Below are 22,447 nucleotides of genomic sequence, written 5' to 3'. Positions count from 1 at the left end.
GCGGCGGACCGGGCGTGAGTGGAGAACCTACGACGGACCGGAACACACTACAGTCGTCCGGCCGGATCCGTCACGCGTGTCGACGTCGACCAGACTCGTCGTGTACGTCTCGCTCGTCGCCAGCGCGGCGATCGCGGTTGCGAAGTTTCTCGCGTATCTCGCGACTGGCAACGCGAGCATGCTGAGCCAGACGTACTACTCGTTGTCCGACGTCGGAAATCAGATCCTGCTGCTCGTCGGATTCAGACTGAGCGAGGCCGGGGCCAGCCGAAAGCATCCGTTCGGACGGGGAAAAGAGCAGTTCTTCTTCGCGTTCGTCGTCACCGTACTGCTTTTTGCCGTCGCCGGCTTCGCCTCCGTCCGCGAAGGGTACGCCGCGCTCGGGTCACCGCTGCGTGCCGCGGACGTCCGGATCAACTACGTCGTGCTCGGCGTCGCGCTCGTCTTCGAGACGTACGCGTTTTATAAGTCGTACCAGGCGGTCGACGCGGAGGCGGACGAGCATGGGTTCGACGGCCTGTACGGAACGTTCCGTCGGACGAAGGACGGACCGCTCATCACGGCCGCCACGGAGAATCTGGTCGCGATCGTCGGCGTCCTCGTCGCCATTCTCGGCGTGTACCTCACGGACGTCACGGGGAACGTCGTGTACGACGCTGCGGCGAGCGTCACGATCGGCGTGTTGCTCATGGCGTTCGCGCTCGCGCTGGCGTGGGAGAACCGGAGCCTCATGGTTGGGGAGGGCGTGACGAGTCGACGCCGAGAGGCGCTGCTCGAGGCGATGCAGGCGGTCGATGGCGTCGACGAGATCCTCGACCTGCGGACGATGCATCTCGGCCCCGACTCCGTGCTGGTCGCCTGCGAGATCTCGTTCGCGTCCGACCTCGACACGGCCGGCATCGAGGCCGCCGTCGACGCCGTCGAACGCGCCGCACGAGAGGTGGTGCCCGGCGCGACGCGGATCTACGTCGAGGCCGAGTCGATCGAGAGCCGTCCGGACGGAAACGTCTCCGGACGGGCATAGCGTCGCCGGTGTCGTGGGCGTCTCCGAACCGCGGACATAAGTCCGTGCGTCGAGGAGTGCGATCCGAATGCGGGTGACGCTCCTCGGGACCGGCGACACGACGGGAACGCCGACGGTCGGCTGCGACTGCGACACCTGTACGGAGGCGCGCGACCGGGGAGTGTCGCGCTCGCGGTTCTCCGTGCACGTCGCGAACGAGCGCACCGGCGAGTCGCTGCTCGTCGACTTCAGCCCCGACTTCCGGAGCCAGTTTCTAGACCACGACGTGCCGCTTCCCGACGCGGGGATCGTGACCCACATCCATTTCGACCATCTCGACGGGCTCGGCAACGCCTACCGCCTGTTCGACGGGCTGCCGGTTCACGCGCCCGACGAGACCGACCCCGCCACCGACGAGAGCGTCGCCGAGACGATCCGTGCAAAGTACGACTACCTGGAAGACCGGATCGGCGTCCACGCCCGCGAGCCGTTCGAGCCGTTCGAGAGCTGCGGGCTCAGGGTCACGTTCGTTCCCGTCGACCACCCGCCGTTGCGCTGTTACGGCGTCGTGATCGAGGACCCGGAAACGGGCGCAAAGCTCTCCATGACGGGCGACACGAGCTACGCGATCCCCGACCGGTCGCGAGCGGCGCTCGCGAACCCCGACCTCCTGCTCGCGGACGCCATCGTTCCCGCCGCTCTGTGTGAACACCACCCGATCGGCGGGCGACACGAGGACGACGACGGCGTCCCACGGACGTTCGGATCGAAACACATGACCCGCGAGGGAGCAGTCGATCTCGCCGCGGAGCTCGACGCCGACCGAACCCGGCTGGTCCACATCGCGCACTTTTATCCGGTCGACGAGGCGTTCGAGGAGCCGCTCGCGGTCGACGGCGAGACGTACGACCTGTAGCTCGCTCGCCATATCGTGGGAGCGGAGAAACCGCATGGGACGGCTGACCGTACGGTGCAGGGAACCGTACGCACGGCGGAGCAGTCAGCCGATTTCGGATTTCGTTGGATCGATCAGGTCAAAGAAGGCATTTATACGTCGAACGGCTATCGACCCTATGAACCCGACCTCCACGCACGCCGCACGCACGAAGCTCACGCTGTTCTGTCCGAACTGCGAGTTCGAGAGCCCGCCCGATGGCGGGTGGCGGACGACCGGCGGGGCACAGTCTCGCCGGCTCGTCTGTCCCGACTGTGGTACCGTCGTCGACGACCGATGCCGCGGGGCCGCGACCGTCCCGCACCCGGCCGACTGACGCGGTGCACGTACGTCCGGGTGGCCGTGGCGGCAGCGAAAGGAAATCCGTCAGTCGGACGCGCTACTCGAGGAGAACGGCGTTGACCTGGCCGGTCTGACCGGGACGGGAGGTGACGCGGGCGCGTCCCTCGGACGTCTCGATGATCGCGCCCTTGGTGACGATGTTACGTCGGACGTAGTTGACGTTCGAGGGGTTCTCGACGACGTCCTCGATCTCGGCTTCGACGACCTCGCCGCCGTCAGCGACCTGCGCGACGTTCGTCGAAAGTGCCCGGACCTTCGTTTCGGTGCCGCGCGAGTCGATGAACTGAACTCGCTTTTCGCCGACCGTCGTCTCGGCCGGCTCGCGACCGAGTTGGTGGCGCTTCTTGTTCGCTGCGTGCTTCAGTCGGCCGCCGGTTCGCTTGCGCGTGGAGCGTCCCTGGTCTTTCATACAGGTACGAACAGCCAGCGAATACTTGAACCGTTCGACTCCGGCCGAGAGCCTCCAAACGCCGGTAGCGTCCGGCGAGCCCAGCGTCGCGGAGCCGCGCAGTCTCCGTCCGCACTCCTCATCGACCACACTCCTCACTGACCACGCACCGCGACCGTCTCGACGATGGTTGCGTCGATCATCCGCGCGAGGACGACGTGTGGCACGTCGATCGCGGAGTCCCCGGCGGTCTCGTCGTGGCGTTCGTCGATCCGCCGCCGGAACGCCGTGGCGATCGCCCGGGCGGTCTCCGCGCGCTCCTCGTCGTCGACCTTGTTGACGAGCGGGATCGCAGTCGCACTCCCGGGGACGCCCTTGAGCCCCCCGTCGGGACTCGCAAGCACCGCGCCGACGAGTTCGGGCGTGATCGGCTCGCCGACCGCGACGTCGACGTCCGCGTCCCGGGCGACCCGAGCGACGCGTTCCGGACGGTGAACGAGCGCGTCGGCCAGGGGTTCGCCGACCACGCTCGCCGAAGCGACGGGGACGACGACGTCGACGGCGCTCGGAATCTGCGGCTCCCGCCCGTTCGGTGCCTTGAAATCGCGGAGCCGAGCGCCGTCCGCCTTGATAAAGACCGGCCCGTCGTGCGCCGCGATCAGTTCGTCGACGACGTCGACGTCGTATCCGTGGTAGCGGTCCTCACGTTCGCGTTCCGGGACGACGCCGAGCGGGAACGCGTCGTCCGGCGCGGTCGCCGCGGTCGATGTCGGGTCGCTGGTCGTCTCGACCCGCGTCACCTGGTCGTCGAATATCGGGATCCGGACGGATGACGTGACGATCGACCGGTCCGTCCGTCCGGCGAGCGCGTACATCGTCGTCTTCTTCCCGCCGGCACCGACGACGGCGACCGCCGAGTCCGCTGCCCGGAACGCCTCGACTGGATCCATGTTCCGACGTACCGACTCCCGGCGCAAATGGCTACCGGGATCCGGCGACGCTTCGAGACGATCGAGAACTCCCGCCGCGGTGTCGATCGGCCAGCGAGTGTCCCCGACGCGTGTCCTCGGGTTATCACAGCTGATACGTGGTGGGGATCGGTTATGTGGCGGTAGTCCGAGGGTTTCAACGAAACATGGAACATGGACCGCTTGGCCGGCTCCGGTCCAGTTACGGCGCGAAGCTCGCGCTGTCGCTGATCGGGGTCACGGGGGTATCAGTCGCGTATGGAGTCATCGTCTATCTGCGGGCCGCCGAGCTCGGCGCGGCCGGCACGGAGATCCGTTCGGGGCTCGTCGGCATGATCCTGCTGACGGTGATCGGTCTCGCACTGATCGGCGTCACCGTCGGATCGAACACGGTGATCTCGCTCCGACAGCTCACACGGAAGGCCGAACGGATGGCTGACGGTGACCTCGATGTCACGCTCCGAACGGGACGGTCGGACGAGATCGGCCGGCTGTTCGGCGCGTTCGACGAGATGCGAAGCTCGCTTCGGACCGAGATCGAGGAGTCGGAGGCCGCCCGCGCGGAGGCCGAACGGGCGAAACGGGAGGCGACCGAACGCGCCGAGACGGTCGAGCGCAAGGCGACCGAGTACGAGGAGGCGATGCGGGCGCTCGCCGACGGCGACCTGACCCGCCGCGTCGACACCGACTGTGAGAACGACGCGATGACGCGCGTCGGGACGGCGTTCAACGCCATGGCCGACGAGCTCGAGGACACCGTCGCTTCGGTCGCGACCGTGGCGGACGACACCGCCGACGTGGCCGGGGCCGTCGACGAACGGACCGACAGCCTCCGGGAAACCACCGGGACGGTCTCCGAGGCCGTCACCGAGATCGCCGAGGGTGCACGAACGCAACGCGACGACCTGCGGGCAGCGACCGACGAAGCCGAGAGCCTCGCCTCGTCCGCGGAGGAGGTCGCCGCCACGGTCACCGACGTCGCGGAAACCGCCGAACACGCCGCTGAGGTCGGCGACGAGGGGCGGGCGGCCGCTGAGGAGGCGCTCGCTGAGATGGACGCCGTCGAGGAGGCGACCGCCGAGACGACCGCCGAGGTGGAGGCGCTTGCGGAGGAGATCGCGGAGATAGGCGAGGTCGTCGACACGATCTCCGACATCGCCGAACAGACGAATCTGCTCGCGCTCAACGCCTCGATCGAGGCTGCGCGGTCCGGCGCCGACGGAGCCGGGTTCGCCGTCGTCGCGGAGCAGGTCAAGGAGCTTGCGGAGGAGACGAAGGAGTCCGCTGCGGAGATCGAGGCCCGCATCCACGCGGTCCAGGAGCGCGCCGACACCGGCGTCGAAGCGATGGAACGCACCGAAGAGCGGATCACCGCCGGCGTCGACACCGTCGAGACGTCGATCGACGCGCTCGAACGCCTCGCAGAGGCCTCAGAGCGGACGGACAAGAGCATGACGGAGATCACACACGCGACGGAGACGCAGGCCGAGTCGGTCGATGCGGTCGTCGGGCACGTCGAGGACGTCTCGGCGATCAGCGCACAGACCGCCAGCGCCGCGAGCGAGGTGACCAATGCGGTCGACGAGCAGGAACGAACCCTCTCCGCGGTCGAGACGGCGGCCGGGTCGCTCTCCGAGCGAGCGAGCGACCTGCGCGCCGCAGTCGACCGGTTCAGGTTCGAGACCGCGAGCGGCGAGGTCGGCAGGGTCGACGAGAGCTCGGGAGCGGCTCCCGCGTCGAGCGCGATCGTCTCGGACGGTGGGACGGAGGATCGATCCGCCCGCGATGAATCTTTCGACTGGAACGCCGACTCGAAGACGGAGAAGGTGAACTGAGATGCCCGTCGAGATGACGCTCTGGGCGTGGCTCGGCGTGCTCGCGATGACCGTGGGGACCGTGCCGCCGCTGTGGCTCTGGTACTCGACCGGAACCAACGGGACGTACTACGCGACGCTGGCCGGCGTGACCGGATTCGCCGCGCTCGCGTATCTGGCCATGGCGCTCGAGATCGGGAACGTCTCGACCGAGGGCGGTCTCCTGCCGGTCGCTCGATACGTCGACTGGCTCGTCACGACGCCGCTTATCCTGCTGTATCTCGGACTCCTCGCGCGACCGCCACGGCGGGTGCTTGCCGGACTGATCGGAGCCGATGTCGTGATCATCATCGGCGGCGTCGTCGCCGTTGCGACCACGGGGACGCTCTCGTGGGTCGCGTTCGGCATCGGGGTTGCCACGTACGGCCTGCTCGTGTACGGTCTCCTCGTCACGCTTCCGGAGTCGGTGTCCGTGGAGACGGACCGCGTCCGGGCCGTCTTCGGAACGCTCCGAAACATCACGGTCGTCCTGTGGACGCTGTACCCCGTTGTGTGGCTGGTCGCACCGACCGGATTCGGACTGATAACGGTTTCGACGGAGATGCTCGTGTTCGTCTACCTCGACATCGTCGCGAAAGTCGGATTCGTCGTGGTCGCCGCCGCGGGCGCGGACGCGATATCGGATCTCGACGATATCGACACGGCGCAACCGACGACGCCTGCAGTCGAAGCGTCCCCGAAACCCGGGGACTGAGAACGACGCGAGAAAACGTTTTGCGACAGTGACCTGTAGCTTGAGGGACTGAAATATGGTTCACCGAGCGTTTATTATGCTGCGTGAAAATCTTTCGATGGCCGCACGGGATAACGTGTGCCTCTGACAGAACGAACGGTCCGCTGTCGCGGACCGCCCCGTCTGCGGCTTTCCTCAAAGGCGTTCGAGAGACGTGTACCACGGGAGCGACGCGGAGACCGCGGACGCCGGTACCGATTTATTCCGCCGCGACCACCGTCCGGTATGACCGACGACGAGTCGGCGGCCGGGATCGAGCCGACGCTTCGGAGCTACGGGGTTAGCGTCGAGGACGTCGAAGACGACGATCCGGTGTCGTTGACGTACATGACGGCGTTTCCCGGGGACGAGATACATCGCCAGGAGATGGGGCGCGCGCTCAACGCGCTGATCGATCGGGCCGAGGCCGGGGTGTGGGAGCCGGTTCGTGTCGAGGCGACAGTCGTGCGGTCGCCGGGAGATCCGCTGGGAACGTGGGCCGCGAAAGGCGAGTGGTTCGAGCAGTTGCTGGCGTACGAACTCAGCGAGACGGAGTTCTCGAAGCGCGTCCTCTCGACGGTGACACACGTCGATGCGGAGACGACCCCCTCGGCCTCGGAGCGCCGTTCGGATGCGGGAGGGTCGGACCTGTGACGCGGCGCAACCCGGTGAACCGCGCGCAGCGTCGGCTCGATCGGCCGCCGCGAGAGCGGTTCGCAACTCGCGACCTCTCGTTCGATGTCGACGGGGAGACGTGTCGTGGAACGCTGTACCTCCCTGGCGGCGACGGCGACGCCCCGCCCGTCGTCGTCATGGCACCCGGGCTCGGCGCCGAACGAAGCTTCGGACTGCCGGCGGTCGCGGAGCGGTTCGCCGACGCGGGATACGCGACCGTTCTTTTCGATTATCGCGGGTTCGGCGAGTCAGACGGTCGCTCGCAGCTCGTCGACCCGAAGCGACAGCGGGCCGACTACGCGGCCGCAGTCGACCGGGTCGACCGCGTCGACGCCGTCGGGCGGGAGATCGTGTTGTGGGGAGCGTCGCTATCGGCCGGCCACGTGCTCACGCTCGCGTCCGAGCGTCGGGACGTCGACGCGGTGATCGCGGTGACGCCCATGACCGACGCTCGAGCGATCGCTTTCGACCGCGGCGGCCGATATCTCGTTCGGTCCGGAGTCGCGGGCGTCCGTGATCTTCTCGGCCATCGAGTCGGACGCGGGCGGACGGTACCGATCGTGGGTGGGAGCGAGGAGCTGGCGGCGATCACGGAGCCGGGCACCCAGCGGGCGTATCTGGACCTGGTCGATCGGGAGTCGACGTGGCGCAACGAGACGCCCGCACGGTCGCTGCTTCGACTCGTGAACTATCGTCCCGTCGACCGGCTCGACGATATCCGCGCTCCGACCCTGCTTCTTGCCGGCTCCGACGACGCGATCGTTCCCGTCGACCGCGTCGTTGCCGCCGCCGAATCGCTGTCTCGAGGGACGCTCGTCACCATGCCGGCGGACCACTTCTCCGCGTTCGGTGCCGACTTCGAACCGGCGGTCGGCCATCAGCTCTCCTTCCTCCGTGATGCGATCGACGGCTAACGTGGTGAGAGAGTCACACTCGGCGATCGGTACGCCCTCACGACGGACCCTATTTATCCTGACGGCACGTGCGGATCCGATATGACGGTCGTTGCCCTGTTGAGCGTCGCACCGGTGATCGAGGGAAGCATGTCCGGCGAGGTCGCGAAAGCCGTGGCCGCGCTCGACGAGTTCGACGTGAGCTACGAGACGAACCCGATGGGGACGGTGATCGAGGCCGGCGACATCGATACGTTGCTGGCGGCGGTCGGAGCGGCCCACAAGGCGGTCGACGCCGACCGCGTGTCGACGGTCCTGAAGATCGACGACAAGCGGACGAGCGAGACGTCCGCGCGGGCGAAGGTCGACGCAGTCGAAGACCACCTCGGGCGTCCTGCGAGGGATTCGAGCTAGGCGGCGTCCACGTTCACCTCCCCACCCGCAGCCGCGTCGCCGGGCGGATTGTCGACCGTGAGCTCCGCGGTCGTCGTCCGGACGACGGTTGCCTCGTCGTCGCCCCCCGTCACGTCCGCACGAAGCACGACGTCAAGCGTCGTCGTCGCCGTCTCCCCGCCGGCCAGATCGGGATCGCTCAGCGTCTCGCTCGTCACGGCGTCGCCGCGCGCAGTCGCGTCTACCCGTTCGAAAGCGACAGTGATACCGCCGTCTATCGCGTCGAGCGTCGGTGAGTCGTCGCCACCGTCGGTCGGCTGCACGCTTGCGACATCACCGGGCGTCGCATCCGGAGCTGCGGCCGTGAGTGTCTCGGCGTATATTTCGTCCACGCCCGCGTCGGTACCGACTGCGAGCGCGATCCGGACGGCTTCGACGCCGTCACCGAAGTCGGTCCACGCGACGTCGACCGTCGGTGAGAGATACACGGCGTCGACACGGCCGTCGTTGCTCGTGACTGTCGGCTCGTCACCGACCTCGAAGGCAGCCGGATCGCCGTCGACCGCGGCCGCGGGATCCGACGCGGCAGTGAGTATCGTTGTTCCGCCGAGTCCGACTCCGGCCAATCCGGCGAGAACGCCGAGCAGGGATCGTCTGGAGACGTTCGCGTCGAGCTGCCGACCGAAGGAGTCACTGACCATCTCGAAGCGAACTGCGTCGCTACCGTATATAAGAAGTTGGCCCGTCAGACGGCCTCGAAGGCGGGGAGGATCCGTTTCACCTCCGCGCCGTCCTCGACGAACACGAGCGTTCGTGGCGGCCGGACGGCCTTCGGTCGGACGCGCAGACCACGGTCGCGCGCCGCGTCGGCGACGGCGTCGACCGCCGCGACGAACTCGACGCGGACGCGGTCGGGGTGGACGTACACCTCGGCGACCGACTCCGGATCCGCCGTCGCTCCGGAGTCGCTCTCCCTGTCGATCTCCGTGCCCGTCTCGGCGGCATCCGTCGACTCGCTGCGCTTCGTTCGACCCTCGTCTCGGTCCCGAACGACCCGATACGCGAGCGCGCCGTCGGCCGTGGCGTCGATGTCGGGGTCGGCGTCGGTCACGCGGAGCCGACGGAGACGCGTTCGGTCGCCGTCGACCTCGGACGCGAGCAGCTGTGCGATCCGGACGCCGTCGGAGAGCCGGTCGTCGACCATCAGCGGATCGCCCCCGGTCCCGTTCGAGTCATCGCTCCCCGTCGGCGAGGTCCGTTCTGACGTCGGCCGCCAGTCTCTCGACCGCAGCCCCGTGCTCTTTCGCGTACAGCACCGCCGCGGCCTCGATCGTGACCGCAAGCGCGCGTTGCCGTTCGTTGATCCCCGCGACTGCGCGCTGTTTCTCGATGCCGGCTGCAACGATCGCGTCGAGCACCGCTTCGAACGTGGACTGCTCGCGGAGGATCGACTCGTCCGGGGTGTACCCCTCCGGCACCGTGACGTCGTTCGGGTCGAACCCCGCGACGAGTTCACCCTCCTCCTGGCGGAGGAGCCCCCGACCGAGCGCGACGTCGACGAGACGCTTCGCCTGGTCCGGCGAGAACCAGTCGCGTTCCAGCGAGAGCGCGACGACGAACTCACCCTCTCCGAGTCGCTCCGCGCCGCTATATTTAAAAGGAACTGCGACGGCGACCTCCAAGCTCATACGCGAGCGATGGTGACGTGCCTCCTAAACCTACCGGACCGCCCCGCAGGCGGGTCCGCCGACCGACCGGCGCGGTCGATCGTCACTCCTCGAGCTCGAAGGCGACGACCACTTCCGCCTGATACTCTCGCTCCGGGGCGTTTTTCACTTCGACGCCGAACTCCTCGACTTCCGCCCAGTAGACGTTTTCGAGCGTGGCCTCCGCCCGGTCGATCGCGTCGTCTGCGGCGTCGTCGAAGCTCTCCGTACTCGTCCCGATCAAAGTGATCTTTTTGAAGACCATCTCATCTGCTGCTTGCACGCACAGTTATATAAAAACCTGCGACGATCGGTCGTGGTCGAACCGCCCGCTTCAGCGCTCGATGCCGCTCGACGTCACGGACTGCCGGGTGCGCCTTCCATCACGGTGAACTCGTCGCCCTCGACGCCGATCACCGCCCAGTCGTACGGCGGCTTCAACGACACCAGCTGGTCACGAAGCTCGGCCGCTTCCTCCTGCCACGTGACGAAACAGCGAAGTCGTGGTGTCTCTCCACCGTCCGCCAGATACGGCCCAAGATCATCTACGCCGTCGGGAGAAAGCGCCGTCACGAGGACTCGACGCCATTTCCGCTCGGCGATGAACTCTCGCCCGTCGTCGGTGACGGTGTATCCCAGTTCGCGAAAAACGTCTCTGGCCTCCGTCGTTGGTGGCATGCTCGCAGGGGCCATCTGCTCGGAGATTGGTGTTCGTCCGTGATAAAGTTTCGCACGATCTGTGAGCGTTCGACACACGGTCAGTCCGCGTCAAGCAGGGATCCGTCGGGTCACAACACCGTTCCGTGTTTCTTCTGCGGGAGGTCCTTCTCGATATCGGCGTAGAAGGCGAATCGAGCGGCCAGTTCCGCACGGAGCGTCGACGGGGGAACGATCTCGTCGATGACGACCTCGCTCGCCATCCGGTGGATGTCGATATCCTCGCGGTACTCCTCGCGGAGTCGCTCCTCGGTCGCCGCGCGCTCGTCCGGGTCGTCGATGTCGGCCAGCTTGCGCGCGTACACGGCGTTGATCGCGGCTTCGGGACCCATGATCGCGATCTCGCCGGAGGGGAGTCCGATCGTGCTCTCCGGATCGTATGCAGGTCCGCCCATGGCGTAGATCCCCGCACCGTACGCCTTCCGAACGACGACCGTCTGTGTGGGCACCGTCGCCGAGGAGGTGGCGTAGATCATCTTCTTCCCCTTCTCGAGAATGGCATCCTTCTCGACTTTCGAGCCCGCCATGAATCCGGGAGTGTCACACAGATACAACAGTGGGATCTCGTATGCGTCACACGTCCAGATGAACTCCGCGGCCTTCTCCGCCGCGTCCGGGAAGATCGCTCCCGACCGCTCGGTCGGCTGATTGGCGACGATACCGACCGGCCGCCCGTCGATCCGACAGAACGCGGTGACGATCTCCGTCCCGTAGTCGGCTCTCAGCTCCAGTACCGACTCGGCGTCCGCGATCCGGTCGATGAGGTCGTGGACGTCGTACGGTCGGGTCGGCGACTCCGGGATCAGCTCGTCGATCCCCTCCGGCGAGAACTTCGGGGGCGTCGGCTCCGTTCGCGGTGGCTTCTCGCCCGCCGCATCCGGGAGATAGCCGATCAGCGTCGCGACGAGCTCGCGGGCGTGCTCCTCGTCGCGGGCGACGAGGTCAGCGGAGCCGGAGTGTTGCGCGTGAACGCGCGGGCCGCCCAGATCCGCCATCTCGATCTCCTCGCCGGTCACCATCTTCACCATCCGTGGGGAGGCGATCGCCATCGCGGACATCCCCTCGACCATCACCGTGAAGTCGGCGAAGACGGGGGTGTACGCTGCGCCGGCGATGCAGGGACCGTAGAGCACACAGATCTGTGGTACCGCGCCGGAGAGCATCGAGTGGTTGTAGTAGTACTTCCCGATCCCTTCGCGATTGGCGAAAAACCCCGTCTGCTGGTCGATCCGGCCGCCGGAGGAGTCCATCAGATACAGCACGGGTTTGCCTGTTTTGAGTGCCCGCTGTTGCATCCGAAGGAACTTCTCGACCCCCCGCGCCGCCATCGACCCGGCCTTCACGGTGAAATCGTTCGCCATGAAGTGGACGTCGCGTCCCTCGAACTCGGCCGCTCCCGTGATCAGACCGTCGGCAGGAACCCGGTCGCTTTCGTCGTGTTCGTCGCCGCCTGGCGCGTTCGGATGCCAGTCGTCGAACGCCGCGAACGTCCCGTCCTCGAAATGAAGCCCGGCCGGGTCGCCGTCCCGGCCGCTGGGGTCGCCGTCCCGGCCGCTGGGGTCGCCGTCCCGGCCGTCTCCGCCGTCGCGGTTCTGATCGGCTCCATTCTCGTCGCCGAACCACAGATCGAGGCGGTCGCGGACGAACAGCTTCCCCTGCTCGGGAAGTCGCTCGCGGTACTTCTCGGGGCCGCCCCGGAGAATGTCGTCGATCTCCGCACGCAGCTCGCGTTCCCGGTCAGTCGGCCCGAGGTCGTCATCGAGCGGGTACTCGACGGCAGGGGCCGCCGCGGTCGCCGTCGGCTCGTCGTCGTCGCCGACGTGGACGTCGACGTCGACCCCGAGATGCTCCGCGAGCGACTGCGCGATCGCCTCGGCCTCCTCCGGCGTCGCCGCCGTGCCGACGTGAACTCTCATGCGATGACCTGCTCCCGGAGATTGTAAACAGTTTTCCATGCAGAACCGCAGATCAGCGAAAAACGAGCGGCGGCGGCCGAGGAGTCAGTCGTCGAGCGCGGACTCCAGCCGGTCGATCAGCGCCTCGTTGCCGACGTACAGCGGGACCCGATCGTGGATCCCGTCGGGTTCGACGTCGAGGATCGATCCGGAGCCGTCCGAGGACGCGCCGCCCATGCGCTGTATCACGTACGCGATCGGGTTCGCCTCGAAGGAGAGTCGGAGCTTTCCGTCGGGGGCGTCGACGAGCGCCGGATACGCGAACACGCCGCCGTAGGTGACCACCTGATTCACGTCGCCGACCATCGAGCCGCCGTACCGCAGTTTCAGCTCGTCCTCGATCGCGCGTGCGTACGTATGGAACGCGTCCGGCCAGTCCGGAACGCGTCCGCCGAACCCGTAGACGGTCGGCTCGGTCGGCAGCGTCAGGTCGTCGTCGACGACCGAGCGGGAGACCGAGCCGTCGTCACCGCCCGCGTCGCCGTCGATCACCTCCTCGCGAACGCCGGATTCGTCGGCGACGACCATCGTCGTGATCGGACCCAACAGCGTGTAGCCGGCGGCGACGAGGTCGCGCCCGGTGGCGGGCAGCGGCGCGTCGTACACGCCGATCACCGTCCCCATCGCGTTGTTCGAGCGGAGGTTCGAGGAGCCGTCGAGCGGGTCGACCGCGACCGCGTACGCATCCTCATCGACCGCCTCGCCGACATCGACGGCGGCCTCGCGCTCCTCGCTGACGTACGTCCCGACCCCATCGACGTCGACGAGCGCCTCCATCAGCAGCTCGTCGGAGTACACGTCGCCGGCCATCACCGTCTCGCCGGAGGGGTTCTCCGCGCCCCCTTCGACGCGTCGACCGGGAAGCGCCTCGCGGATCGTCGGCATGGTCGCGGCGACCGCATCGAACACCGCCTCGACGACCGGGTCGGTGGTCGTCATCAGTCGGCCGACTCCGCGGCGGCGAGCGCCTCCGCCGGGTCCTCCTCCTGGAAGACGACGGCTTCGAGCGCGTCGAGGATGCGTTCGGGGTCGTCGCGCTGGAAGACGTTGCGACCGACTGCGAGGCCGTTCGCGCCCGCGTCGATCGCGTTCGCGACGTTCGTCAGGAACGCCTCGTCGTCGCGCATCGTCCCGCCGGACATGACGACCTTCGTGGGGCCGGCCATGCGGACGGCCTCGCCCATCGCCTCCGCAGATCCGGGGTATTTCACCTTCACCACGTCGGCACCGAGCTCCAGCCCGAGCCGGGCGGCGTAGGAGATCGTGTCGGGGCTGGTGTCGTTTTTGACGCCCTGTCCGCGCGGGTACGACCACATCACGACGCCCATGTCGTGTTCGCGCGCGCCCTCCTGAGCCTCACGAAACTCCTCGGCCATCTCGACCTCGTGGTTCGAGCCGCCGTACAGCGTGAAACCGATCGCGTCCGCGCCGAGCCCCGCCGCGTACTCCGCCGAACAGTTGACGGGGCTGTCGGGCTCGCCCATCCAGAGGTTCGACGTGCCGTTGAGCTTCAACAGGAGGTTAACGTCGTCCTCGTACTCCGGGTAGTACCGCTCGGCGATCCCCTTTTGAACTGCCAGCGCCGTCACCGCGCTGTGGGTCGCCAGCTCGAACAGCCGTTCCGGATCCGCCGTCGCCGGGTTCGGCGTAAAATCGACCGGACCGTGCTCGAGCCCGTGGTCGTACGCGAGGATCAGCGTCTTTCCGTTGCGTGAGATGGCGTTGTCGGCCTGTGGGATCATCAACTGATACCTGCGTACACATCCACAAAAAATAGCGGGTCTCCGCTGGACGTTGAGGAAGCAAAAAGGGACTTAAAAGCCTGAGACGTGAATATACGCGTCCACTCTGTCGAAAACAAGTAACTACGACCGTAGTAACGATTCGATTTGCTCGTAAGCGTCGTAGCAGTTCGATCTACTCGTAAAACTCGTCGCGATACACGCGGCCGAACGCGTTTCGCCTGAGCGTTCCGATGGCTGCCTCGGGCTCCGCCTGAAACGTGGTCGCGATCACGGTGTCCGCGAACGGAACCGGATGCCACGCGACGCGGTCGACGTGTTCGGAGCCGAGCCGGACGACGTCGGAGTCGTCGAACGCGCCGTCCTCGAGCCACGCGTCGAACTCCGTGCGGTCGCCGACGTGGACGACGAGCAGCTCCGCGAAGATGGCATCGCGAGCCGTCTCGATCACCTCCGGTCGGACCCGTTCGTCGTACTCGGCGGCGTCGAACTCCATCGCCTTGGTCACCTCCCGAACCACGACGCGGGCGGCCGGTCCCGCGTCCTCGTATCGCTCGAGCGCCTCGGCTCGCGTCGTCGGCGCGAACGCTCCGTGCGTCTCCATACTCGTGCGTCGGCGGGCGACTGAAAAGGGTTTGCGCTACGACCGCGGATCGTCGTCCGTCGCCGCACCCGCAGCGTCGTCCGCGCTCGTCTCCGCACCCTCCGACTCGTCGTACAGTTCCCGGGTGAGTTCGCGTGCTTCCTCGATCACGGCTGCCGTCTCGGGATCGGTGCCACCGGACGTGTCGACGGCGGGACTGGCCCCACCGGCTCGGCCGTGATCGGCGTGGTCGTGTCGACCGTGACCCGCGTGGCCGCCCACGTCGACGTCCGGCCGTCCGCGGTCGACGGTGTCCTCGAACACCTCGTGGTACTCCGCCTCTCTCGCGTGGTCGACGACGCGGTCGGCGAGCCCGTCCGGACCCCGGTCCGCCCAGTCGGCGACGTGCTCGTCGAGCCACGCCTCGTGGTCGTCGCCGTGGATCATCGCCGTGAACGCGAGATGATGGGCGAGATGCTCTCCGTCGCGCTGTGGAACCCCACACACCGGGCAGGCGTATCCCATCTCGGGACCGCCTAGGCGACTCACCCTCTTAGGGGTTGTCGTCGGTCCCGAAGCTCCGTCCTCGACGGGTTCTCATCGACGCCGGTCGCCCATCGGTGATCGGTCGTCGTCCGCGAAACGGTAGCCACGCCCCAGTGATGGCGATCCACGAACCGATCCGGGATCATCGGACCCACGACGCCACTATAACAGCAACTTTATCACTCGCACGGGGCGAATTTCGCACAAGACTAACTCCCTTAGGAGGTTCAAAAGTGACCCAAGCCAATACACAACCGGAGGTGAACATCGGTCTCGTCGGTCACGTCGACCACGGGAAGACGACGCTCGTCCAGGCGTTGTCCGGATCGTGGACCGACCAGCACAGCGAGGAGATGAAACGCGGCATCTCCATCAGACTCGGTTACGCGGACGCGACGTTCCGTCGTTGTCCCGGCGTCGACGAGCCCGAGTGTTACACCGTCGAGGAGGAGTGTCCGGACGGCTCCGAGAGCGAGCGCCTGCGGACGGTCTCGTTCGTCGACGCACCGGGCCACGAGACGCTGATGGCGACGATGCTCTCGGGCGCGTCGATCATGGACGGGGCCGTCCTCGTGGTGAGCGCGACGGAGGATGTCCCCCAGGCACAGACCGAAGAACACCTGATGGCGCTGGATCTCATCGGAATCGAGAACATCGTCATCGCCCAGAACAAGGTCGACCTCGTCGACCGCGACCGCGCCGTCGACAACTACCAGCAGATCCAGGAGTTCGTCGAGGGCACCGTCGCGGAGGACGCTCCGATCGTCCCCGTCTCCGCTCAACAGGAGGTGAACCTCGACCTGCTCATCGGCGCGATCGAGGATATCATCCCGACGCCCGAGCGCGACCCGGACGAGGACGCTCGGATGTACGCCGCCCGCTCGTTCGACATCAACCGCCCGGGTGCGGACGCCTCGGAGCTCAAAGGCGGCGTCGTCGGCGGCTCGCTCGTGCAAGGCGAGCTGGCGGTCGACGACGGACTGGAGATCCGTCCCGGTCGACAGGTCGAGGAGGAGGGAAAAACCGAGTGGCGACCGCTCGAAACCACCGTCCGGTCGCTGCAGGCTGGAAATCAGCAGGTCGACGCCGCCGAGCCGGGCGGACTGCTCGGCGTCGGAACGGGTCTCGATCCGAGTCTGACGAAAGGCGACGCGCTCGCGGGACAGGTCGCCGGAGAGCCCGGAACGCTCCCGCCGACTCGCGACGCCTTCGAGATGCAGGTGGATCTGCTCGACCGCGTCGTCGGCGAGGGCGACGTCGAGGAGATCTCCACCGGCGAGCCGCTGATGCTCACCGTCGGCACCGCGACGACGGTCGGCGCGGTGACGAGCGCCCGGGACGGCGAGTGCGAGGTGAGTCTCAAACGTCCCGTGTGCGCCGAGGCGGGCGCACAGATCGCGATCAATCGCCGCGTCGGCGCGCGCTGGCGGCTCATCGGCGTCGGAACGCTGTCGTAACGTGACCGAACCAGATCGAGTGCCCGTCGTCGCGCTCGACGCGAGCGCGCTGATGGCGCCGGTGGAGGCGAACGTCCGCCTGTTCGAGGAGCTCGATCGGCTCCTCGACACGTACGAGACGGTCGTCCCGTCGGCCGTCCGCGCGGAGCTCGACGGGCTCCAGTCGGGAGCCGGCTCGGCCGCGACCGCGGCGGGCGTCGGCGCGGATCTGGCGACGCGGGCACGGACGGTCGACACGGACGCATCGTACGCCGACGACGCGCTGGTCGAACTGGTCGAGACGGACCGGGTCGACTACGTCGTCACGAACGATCGCCCCCTCTCGAAGCGGGTGCTCGCGGCGAACGCACCAGTAATCGGTTTAAGGGGTCGGAACACACTGGCGATAACGGAACCGTAGCGCAGGTTTACCGCGCACCACACCCACGCATATGTACAAACGAGTTCGACTCAAGGATACGGTGGAGGTCCCGCCGAAGCATCTGGCGGACGTCACCGACCAGCGGGTGAAAGCCCTGCTGCAGGACAAACTGGAAGGACGAATGGACGAGGAGGTCGGCAGCGTCGTGAGCGTCATCGACGTCCAAGAGATCGGGGATGGCGCGGTGTTACACAACCGCCCGGGCGTCTACTACGAGGTCGAGTTCGACGCGCTCACCTTCGATCCCGACATGCAGGAGGTCGTCGACGGCACCGTCGTCGAGACGGTCGAGTTCGGCGCGTTCGTCGGGATCGGCCCGGTCGACGGGCTGCTCCACGTCTCACAGATCACCGACGAGTACCTCACGTTCGACGGGGCGAACCAGCAGCTCGCCTCCTCGGACTCCGATAAGACGCTCGGCGTCGACGACGCCGTCCGGGTTCGGGTCGTCACGAAGAGCATCGACGAGCGCAACCCGCGCGACTCGAAGATCGGCCTCACCGCCAAACAGCCGGGGCTCGGCAAACATGCGTGGCTCGAAAGCGAGCGTCGCCGCCGCGCTGAAAGCGGGCCCGCCGCGGAGGACGACTGATGGCCGAAGACCGGCTCGCGTGTCGGGAGTGTCACCTCGTGAACGATCCCGACGCCCAAACCTGCGAGCACTGCGGCTCCTCCTCGCTCACCGAGGACTGGGCCGGCTACGTCATCATCACCCGTCCCGAGGAGAGCGAGATCGCCGAGGAGATGAACGTCTCGAAGCCGGGCTCGTACGCGCTGAAGGTCCGGTAATCCACCCGGATCTCCATCAATGCTCACGCTCCCGGACGACCTCCGCGACGCGTTCAAACGGCCGCTCGGACCGGTGACGACCGACGCTGACGAGCTTCTCGCCGCGGCTGCGACCACCCGGAACGACCACGACGCGCCAGACGCGCCGATGGTCGCCGTCGGCGACGTCGTCACCTATCACCTCCGTGAGGCGGGTCGAGTTCCGGACGTCGCACTCGTCGACGGGAAGACCGAGCGGGAGGCGGTTCGCGAGGAGATTCGGTCCGCGCTTGCAGCCGCCGACGTTCGGCGCGTCCGCGTCGAGAACCCTGCTGCGACGCTCTCATCGGATCTCCTATCGGCGCTCCGGAACGCCATCGAGACGCCGGAGCCCACACTGATCGAGGTCGACGGTGAGGAGGATCTGGCGGCGCTGCCGGCGATCCTCGCCGCCCCGCACGGGTCGACGGTCGTCTACGGCCAGCCGGGAGAGGGGATGGTCCACGTCCCGGTCACGTCGGAGACGACCGCACACGCCCGCGAACTCTTCACGTCGCTGGACGGCGACGTCGCAGCCGCCGTGCACGAACTCGGCGTCGACGTCGATCCCGACGCGTGAACGCCGGTGGCATCACGGAACGAGCGTCGGTATCGAATCAGGTTCGGCTCTCACGGCCGTCACGCATCCAGAAGTCATATGTTCGGGAGCGACACACTCGGGAGTATGGATGCCCACGAGCTGATCACCCGGAACGCGGCCGAGGTGGTCACCGAGACGGAGATCGAGGCGCTGGCCGACGACCCCGACGGGAAGCGGGCGTACGTCGGCTACGAGCCCTCGGGCGTGCTCCACATCGGTCACATGCTCACCGCGAACAAGCTCATCGATCTGCAGGATGCCGGCTTCGAGGTGACGGTACTTCTCGCCGACGTCCACGCATACCTCAACGACAAGGGGTCGTTCGAGGAGATCCGCCGCACCGCCGAGCGCATGCGCGATCAGTTCATCGCGTACGGACTCGACGAGTCGAACACCCAGTTCGTGCTCGGCTCCGACTTCCAGCTCGATGACGACTACACGCTCGACCTGCACGCGCTCGAGCTCGAGACGACGCTCGCTCGCGCCGAGCGTGCGATGGCGGAGATCACCTCCGGCGACTCCGTAAAGGTATCACAGGCGGTGTACCCGCTGATGCAAGCGCTCGACATCCCGTACCTCGGCGTCGATCTCGCCGTCGGCGGCATGGAACAGCGCAAGGTCCACATGCTCGCGCGCGACGTCCTCCCGAGCATCGACCGCGAGCCACCCACGAGCCTCCACACGCCGCTGATCGCAGACCTCGGCTCCGGAGTCGGAAAGATGTCCTCCAGTGAGGGGGTCACCATCTCGATGGAGGACTCCCGCGACAGCATCGACGAGAAAGTGAACGGGGCGTACTGTCCGCCGACGGCCGACCCCGAGTCGGACGAGCACGGTCACGACCGCGAGAATCCCGTCCTCCAGATCTTCGAGTATCACGTGTTTCCTCGGTTCGACGCCGTCGTCGTCGAGCGTCCGGAGCAGTACGGCGGCGACCTCGAGTACGACGCGTACGACGCCCTTGAAGCCGACCTCGAGTCCGGCGAGCTCCATCCGGCGGACGCGAAGGACGCGCTCGCGGAGTACCTCGACCGTCTCATCGCGCCGGGCCGCGAGCAGCTCGCGGAGTAGACGGACCGACGGATCGCGGATCCGCTGACCGGCGGACCAGCTGACCGGCGGACCAGCTGACCAGCTGACCGGCGGACCGTGGATCGCAAGCGGACCCTCGCCACCATCCTGCCGAACGCCCCGACCAGTTCCGCCGCGCGCGAACATGAAGTTCATAGGCGATGCCGACGAAAGGGGTTCGTAATGGCTCAGGCCGGGAATCAGGATCTCACCGAGCGGTTCATTCAGTTCTATCGGAACTACTACCGTGACGAGATCGGCACGCTCGCACAGCGGTACCCGAACGAGCAGCGCTCGCTGTACGTCGACTACGACGACCTCTACCAGTTCGACCGCGACCTCGCGGAGGATTTCCGGACCAAACCAGACCAGATGCGCGAGTATGCCGAGGAGGCGCTCCGGCTGTACGACCTCCCCGCCGACGTCAGTCTCGGCCGCGCGCACGTCCGGATCGAGAATCTCCCCGAGAACATCGACATCCGCGGCATCCGCGTCCACGACGACCACATCGGCAAGCTCGTCTCCGTACAGGGGATCGTCCGCAAGGCGACCGACGTCCGCCCGAAGGTGACGGAGGCCGCCTTCGAGTGTCAGCGCTGCGGGACGATGACGTACATCCCGCAGACCGACGGCGGCTTCCAGGAGCCCCACGAGTGTCAGGGGTGTGAACGCCAGGGGCCGTTCCGGGTGAACTTCGACCAGTCGGAGTTCATCGACTCCCAGAAGCTCCGCATTCAGGAGTCGCCGGAAGGGCTCCGCGGCGGCGAGACGCCCCAGTCGCTCGACGTCGACATCGAGGACGACATCACCGGCGAGGTGAGCCCCGGTGACCACGTCACCTGCGTCGGGGTCCTCCACATCGAGCAGATCGAGCAGGGCAACGAAAAGACCGCCGTCTTCGACCTGTACATGGACGGCGTCGCCATCGCCATCGAGGACGAGGAGTTCGAGGACATGGACATCACCGACGCGGACCGTCGAGAGATCATAGAGCTCTCCAACCGCGACGACATCTACGACGCGATGGTGAACTCCATCGCGCCCGCCATCTACGGTTACGAGGAGGAGAAGCTCGCGATGATCCTTCAGCTGTTCTCGGGGGTCACCAAACACCTCCCCGACGGCTCGCGGATCCGCGGTGACCTCCACATGCTCCTGATCGGGGATCCCGGAACGGGGAAGAGCCAGTTGCTATCATATATCCGACAAATTGCGCCGAGATCCGTGTACACCTCGGGGAAAGGCTCCAGCTCGGCGGGGCTCACGGCCGCAGCCGTACGCGACGACTTCGGCGACGGTCAACAGTGGACGCTTGAGGCCGGCGCGCTCGTGCTCGCCGACAAGGGGATCGCCGCAGTCGACGAACTCGATAAGATGCGATCGGAGGATCGCTCCGCCATGCACCAGGCGCTCGAACAACAGCAGATCAGCGTGAACAAGGCAGGGATCAACGCGACGCTCAAAAGCCGGTGTTCGCTGTTGGGCGCGGCGAACCCGAAGTACGGTCGGTTCGACCAGTACGAGCCGATCGGCGAGCAGATCGACCTGGAACCCGCGCTCATCTCCCGGTTCGATCTGATCTTCACGGTGACCGACCAGCCGGACCCGGAACACGACGCGCGATTGGCCCAGCACATCATCAAGACGAACTACGCGGGCGAGCTCAACACCCAACGCGAACAGCTTCCGAGCTCGGAGTTCACCGCCGAGGAGGTCGCAAACGTCACCGACGAGGTCGCGCCGGAGATCGACGCGGAGCTGCTCCGGAAGTACATCGCACACGCCAAGCGGGACTGTTATCCCACGATGACCGACGAGGCGAAGGATCTGATCGAGGAGTTCTACGTCGACCTCCGTGCGAAGGGGGCCGACGAGGACGCGCCGGTGCCGGTCACGGCGCGAAAGCTCGAGGCGCTCGTCCGACTCTCGGAGGCGAGCGCGCGAGTCCGACTCTCCGATACGGTCGAACGGGAGGACGCCGACCGCGCGACCGACATCGTCGAATCGTGTCTGCAGGATATCGGGGTCGATCCGGAGACCGGGCAGTTCGACGCCGACGTCGTCGAGACCGGCACCTCGAAGAGCCAGCGCGACCGCATCAAAAACATCAAAGGGCTCATCGCGGACATCGAGGAGGAGTACGAGGAGGGCGCACCCGTCGAGGAGGTGCTCGACCGGGCCGGCGAGATCGGGATGGATCAGACCAAGGCCGAACAGGAAATCGAGAAGCTCCGGACGAAAGGCGAAGTGTACGAACCGAAGCAGGGGCACCTGCGCACGACGTAGATGGACCGCATCTCCGTACTTCGGAACGTCGAAGACGCGCTCACGGCGTTCGAGGACGGTGAGACCGACCTCGCCACGACCGAGCGTCGCGTCGCCGCGATCCTCCGTACGTACGCGACCGAGTTCGACGGTGACGACGACGTGTTTCGAGCGGTCGGCGACGAGCCGGTCGACGGAACCGTCGTCATCGCGCCGTCCGAGCCCGCGGCTCGCGAACGCGTGTTGGCTGCGGCCGGTGTCGATCTCGACTCGAAAGGGGGGCCCGAGTTCGACCTCGAACGGGTGTGAACTGCTCCGGTTTTCATCTTCTCCTGACACGTTTACGACCGGTCCGTAACTTCTTTTGATACGG

General features: G+C 66.9%; 28 protein-coding genes. 16 read left to right on the top strand and 12 right to left on the bottom strand.

What is annotated here, in order from left to right:
• Nucleotides 1–76 precede the first annotated feature (76 nt).
• The 3 genes from ACYQ0R_RS10355 (at nt 77) to ACYQ0R_RS10345 (ending at nt 2,274) form a co-directional block, all read left to right on the top strand.
• On the top strand, nt 77–1,024 hold the full coding sequence (locus ACYQ0R_RS10355) for a cation diffusion facilitator family transporter (RefSeq protein ID WP_459823309.1): 948 nt from the start codon (nt 77–79) through the stop codon (nt 1,022–1,024).
• Nucleotides 1,025–1,091: 67 nt separating this feature from the next.
• Nucleotides 1,092–1,919, top strand: coding sequence for an MBL fold metallo-hydrolase (locus ACYQ0R_RS10350; RefSeq protein WP_459823307.1), 828 nt, complete (start codon nt 1,092–1,094; stop codon nt 1,917–1,919).
• A 157-nt stretch (nt 1,920–2,076) separates the two neighbouring features.
• Nucleotides 2,077–2,274: a DUF8106 domain-containing protein gene (locus tag ACYQ0R_RS10345; RefSeq protein ID WP_459823305.1), complete on the top strand. Its 198-nt coding sequence runs from the start codon at nt 2,077–2,079 to the stop codon at nt 2,272–2,274.
• Between the two features lie 63 nt (nt 2,275–2,337).
• Here the strand turns inward: ACYQ0R_RS10345 and ACYQ0R_RS10340 are convergent, their stop codons facing one another.
• Nucleotides 2,338–2,709 carry a 30S ribosomal protein S8e gene (locus tag ACYQ0R_RS10340; protein WP_459823302.1) on the bottom strand — a complete coding sequence of 124 codons (372 nt, stop codon included), beginning with the start codon at nt 2,707–2,709 and terminating at the stop codon, nt 2,338–2,340.
• Between the two features lie 134 nt (nt 2,710–2,843).
• Nucleotides 2,844–3,638, bottom strand: a complete 795-nt coding sequence (gene yqeC, locus ACYQ0R_RS10335; RefSeq protein WP_459823300.1) for a selenium cofactor biosynthesis protein YqeC — start codon at nt 3,636–3,638, stop codon at nt 2,844–2,846.
• A gap of 185 nt (nt 3,639–3,823) precedes the next feature.
• Between yqeC and ACYQ0R_RS10330 the strand changes: the two genes are divergently transcribed.
• The 5 genes from ACYQ0R_RS10330 (at nt 3,824) to ACYQ0R_RS10310 (ending at nt 8,224) form a co-directional block, all read left to right on the top strand.
• The gene (locus tag ACYQ0R_RS10330) at nt 3,824–5,491 is read left to right on the top strand and encodes a methyl-accepting chemotaxis protein (RefSeq protein ID WP_459823298.1); all 1,668 of its coding nucleotides are present in this window, start codon (nt 3,824–3,826) and stop codon (nt 5,489–5,491) included.
• Nucleotide 5,492: 1 nt separating this feature from the next.
• Nucleotides 5,493–6,224, top strand: a complete 732-nt coding sequence (locus ACYQ0R_RS10325; protein WP_459823295.1) for a bacteriorhodopsin — start codon at nt 5,493–5,495, stop codon at nt 6,222–6,224.
• Between the two features lie 264 nt (nt 6,225–6,488).
• Nucleotides 6,489–6,896 carry a DUF8159 domain-containing protein gene (locus ACYQ0R_RS10320; RefSeq protein WP_459823294.1) on the top strand — a complete coding sequence of 136 codons (408 nt, stop codon included), beginning with the start codon at nt 6,489–6,491 and terminating at the stop codon, nt 6,894–6,896.
• Entirely contained in the window at nt 6,893–7,831 is a 939-nt protein-coding gene (locus tag ACYQ0R_RS10315; RefSeq protein WP_459823292.1) for an alpha/beta hydrolase, read from the top strand. Before ACYQ0R_RS10320 ends, ACYQ0R_RS10315 begins: the two co-directional genes overlap by 4 nt.
• A gap of 81 nt (nt 7,832–7,912) precedes the next feature.
• Nucleotides 7,913–8,224: an MTH1187 family thiamine-binding protein gene (locus ACYQ0R_RS10310; RefSeq protein ID WP_459823289.1), complete on the top strand. Its 312-nt coding sequence runs from the start codon at nt 7,913–7,915 to the stop codon at nt 8,222–8,224.
• Here the strand turns inward: ACYQ0R_RS10310 and ACYQ0R_RS10305 are convergent.
• The 10 genes from ACYQ0R_RS10305 to ACYQ0R_RS10260 all read right to left on the bottom strand — a co-directional run bounded on the left by ACYQ0R_RS10305 (nt 8,221) and on the right by ACYQ0R_RS10260 (nt 15,431).
• Entirely contained in the window at nt 8,221–8,904 is a 684-nt protein-coding gene (locus tag ACYQ0R_RS10305) for a hypothetical protein (RefSeq protein WP_459823287.1), read from the bottom strand. The genes ACYQ0R_RS10310 and ACYQ0R_RS10305 overlap by 4 nt on opposite strands.
• Before the next feature lie 44 nt (nt 8,905–8,948).
• Nucleotides 8,949–9,407: a DUF7993 family protein gene (locus tag ACYQ0R_RS10300; protein WP_459823284.1), complete on the bottom strand. Its 459-nt coding sequence runs from the start codon at nt 9,405–9,407 to the stop codon at nt 8,949–8,951.
• Between the two features lie 28 nt (nt 9,408–9,435).
• Complete coding sequence (locus ACYQ0R_RS10295; RefSeq protein WP_459823282.1) at nt 9,436–9,891, bottom strand: DUF2240 family protein; 456 nt, start codon at nt 9,889–9,891, stop codon at nt 9,436–9,438.
• Nucleotides 9,892–9,973: 82 nt separating this feature from the next.
• Entirely contained in the window at nt 9,974–10,174 is a 201-nt protein-coding gene (locus tag ACYQ0R_RS10290; RefSeq protein WP_459823280.1) for a dodecin, read from the bottom strand.
• A gap of 92 nt (nt 10,175–10,266) precedes the next feature.
• On the bottom strand, nt 10,267–10,602 hold the full coding sequence (locus ACYQ0R_RS10285; protein WP_459823279.1) for a DUF7116 family protein: 336 nt from the start codon (nt 10,600–10,602) through the stop codon (nt 10,267–10,269).
• Nucleotides 10,603–10,697: 95 nt separating this feature from the next.
• A complete protein-coding gene (locus tag ACYQ0R_RS10280) occupies nt 10,698–12,542 on the bottom strand; it encodes an acyl-CoA carboxylase subunit beta (RefSeq protein ID WP_459823277.1) in 1,845 nt (614 codons plus the stop codon).
• A gap of 84 nt (nt 12,543–12,626) precedes the next feature.
• Nucleotides 12,627–13,520, bottom strand: coding sequence for a class 1 fructose-bisphosphatase (locus ACYQ0R_RS10275; protein WP_459823274.1), 894 nt, complete (start codon nt 13,518–13,520; stop codon nt 12,627–12,629).
• Complete coding sequence (locus tag ACYQ0R_RS10270) at nt 13,520–14,323, bottom strand: class I fructose-bisphosphate aldolase (RefSeq protein ID WP_459823272.1); 804 nt, start codon at nt 14,321–14,323, stop codon at nt 13,520–13,522. The genes ACYQ0R_RS10275 and ACYQ0R_RS10270 overlap by 1 nt, the downstream gene beginning before the upstream one ends.
• Nucleotides 14,324–14,498: 175 nt before the next feature.
• Nucleotides 14,499–14,927 (bottom strand): DUF5809 family protein, encoded by a 429-nt coding sequence (locus ACYQ0R_RS10265; protein ID WP_459823269.1) that lies wholly within the window; start codon nt 14,925–14,927, stop codon nt 14,499–14,501.
• Nucleotides 14,928–14,963: 36 nt separating this feature from the next.
• Complete coding sequence (locus ACYQ0R_RS10260) at nt 14,964–15,431, bottom strand: DUF5810 domain-containing protein (RefSeq protein ID WP_459823266.1); 468 nt, start codon at nt 15,429–15,431, stop codon at nt 14,964–14,966.
• A 254-nt stretch (nt 15,432–15,685) separates the two neighbouring features.
• On the opposite strand from ACYQ0R_RS10260, the gene ACYQ0R_RS10255 reads away from it, so the two are divergent.
• The 8 genes from ACYQ0R_RS10255 to ACYQ0R_RS10220 all read left to right on the top strand — a co-directional run bounded on the left by ACYQ0R_RS10255 (nt 15,686) and on the right by ACYQ0R_RS10220 (nt 22,383).
• Entirely contained in the window at nt 15,686–16,909 is a 1,224-nt protein-coding gene (locus tag ACYQ0R_RS10255) for a translation initiation factor IF-2 subunit gamma (protein ID WP_459823264.1), read from the top strand.
• A gap of 1 nt (nt 16,910) precedes the next feature.
• Nucleotides 16,911–17,309, top strand: coding sequence for a DUF188 domain-containing protein (locus tag ACYQ0R_RS10250; protein WP_459823262.1), 399 nt, complete (start codon nt 16,911–16,913; stop codon nt 17,307–17,309).
• Nucleotides 17,310–17,340: 31 nt separating this feature from the next.
• Nucleotides 17,341–17,922 carry a DNA-directed RNA polymerase gene (locus tag ACYQ0R_RS10245; RefSeq protein WP_459823259.1) on the top strand — a complete coding sequence of 194 codons (582 nt, stop codon included), beginning with the start codon at nt 17,341–17,343 and terminating at the stop codon, nt 17,920–17,922.
• Nucleotides 17,922–18,119 (top strand): transcription elongation factor subunit Spt4, encoded by a 198-nt coding sequence (spt4, locus tag ACYQ0R_RS10240; protein ID WP_459823256.1) that lies wholly within the window; start codon nt 17,922–17,924, stop codon nt 18,117–18,119. The genes ACYQ0R_RS10245 and spt4 overlap by 1 nt, the downstream gene beginning before the upstream one ends.
• A gap of 19 nt (nt 18,120–18,138) precedes the next feature.
• The gene (locus ACYQ0R_RS10235) at nt 18,139–18,717 is read left to right on the top strand and encodes a GTP-dependent dephospho-CoA kinase family protein (protein ID WP_459823253.1); all 579 of its coding nucleotides are present in this window, start codon (nt 18,139–18,141) and stop codon (nt 18,715–18,717) included.
• Nucleotides 18,718–18,822: 105 nt separating this feature from the next.
• On the top strand, nt 18,823–19,809 hold the full coding sequence (locus ACYQ0R_RS10230; RefSeq protein ID WP_459823250.1) for a tyrosine--tRNA ligase: 987 nt from the start codon (nt 18,823–18,825) through the stop codon (nt 19,807–19,809).
• A gap of 183 nt (nt 19,810–19,992) precedes the next feature.
• Complete coding sequence (locus tag ACYQ0R_RS10225) at nt 19,993–22,095, top strand: minichromosome maintenance protein MCM (RefSeq protein WP_459823247.1); 2,103 nt, start codon at nt 19,993–19,995, stop codon at nt 22,093–22,095.
• A complete protein-coding gene (locus tag ACYQ0R_RS10220) occupies nt 22,096–22,383 on the top strand; it encodes a DUF7854 family protein (protein ID WP_459823244.1) in 288 nt (95 codons plus the stop codon).
• Nucleotides 22,384–22,447 lie beyond the last annotated feature (64 nt).

The organism is Halorubrum luteum, assembly GCF_054652935.1.
The sequence above is the reverse complement of the archived record's forward strand: the minus strand, read 5'-3'. Positions and strand labels throughout refer to the sequence as shown.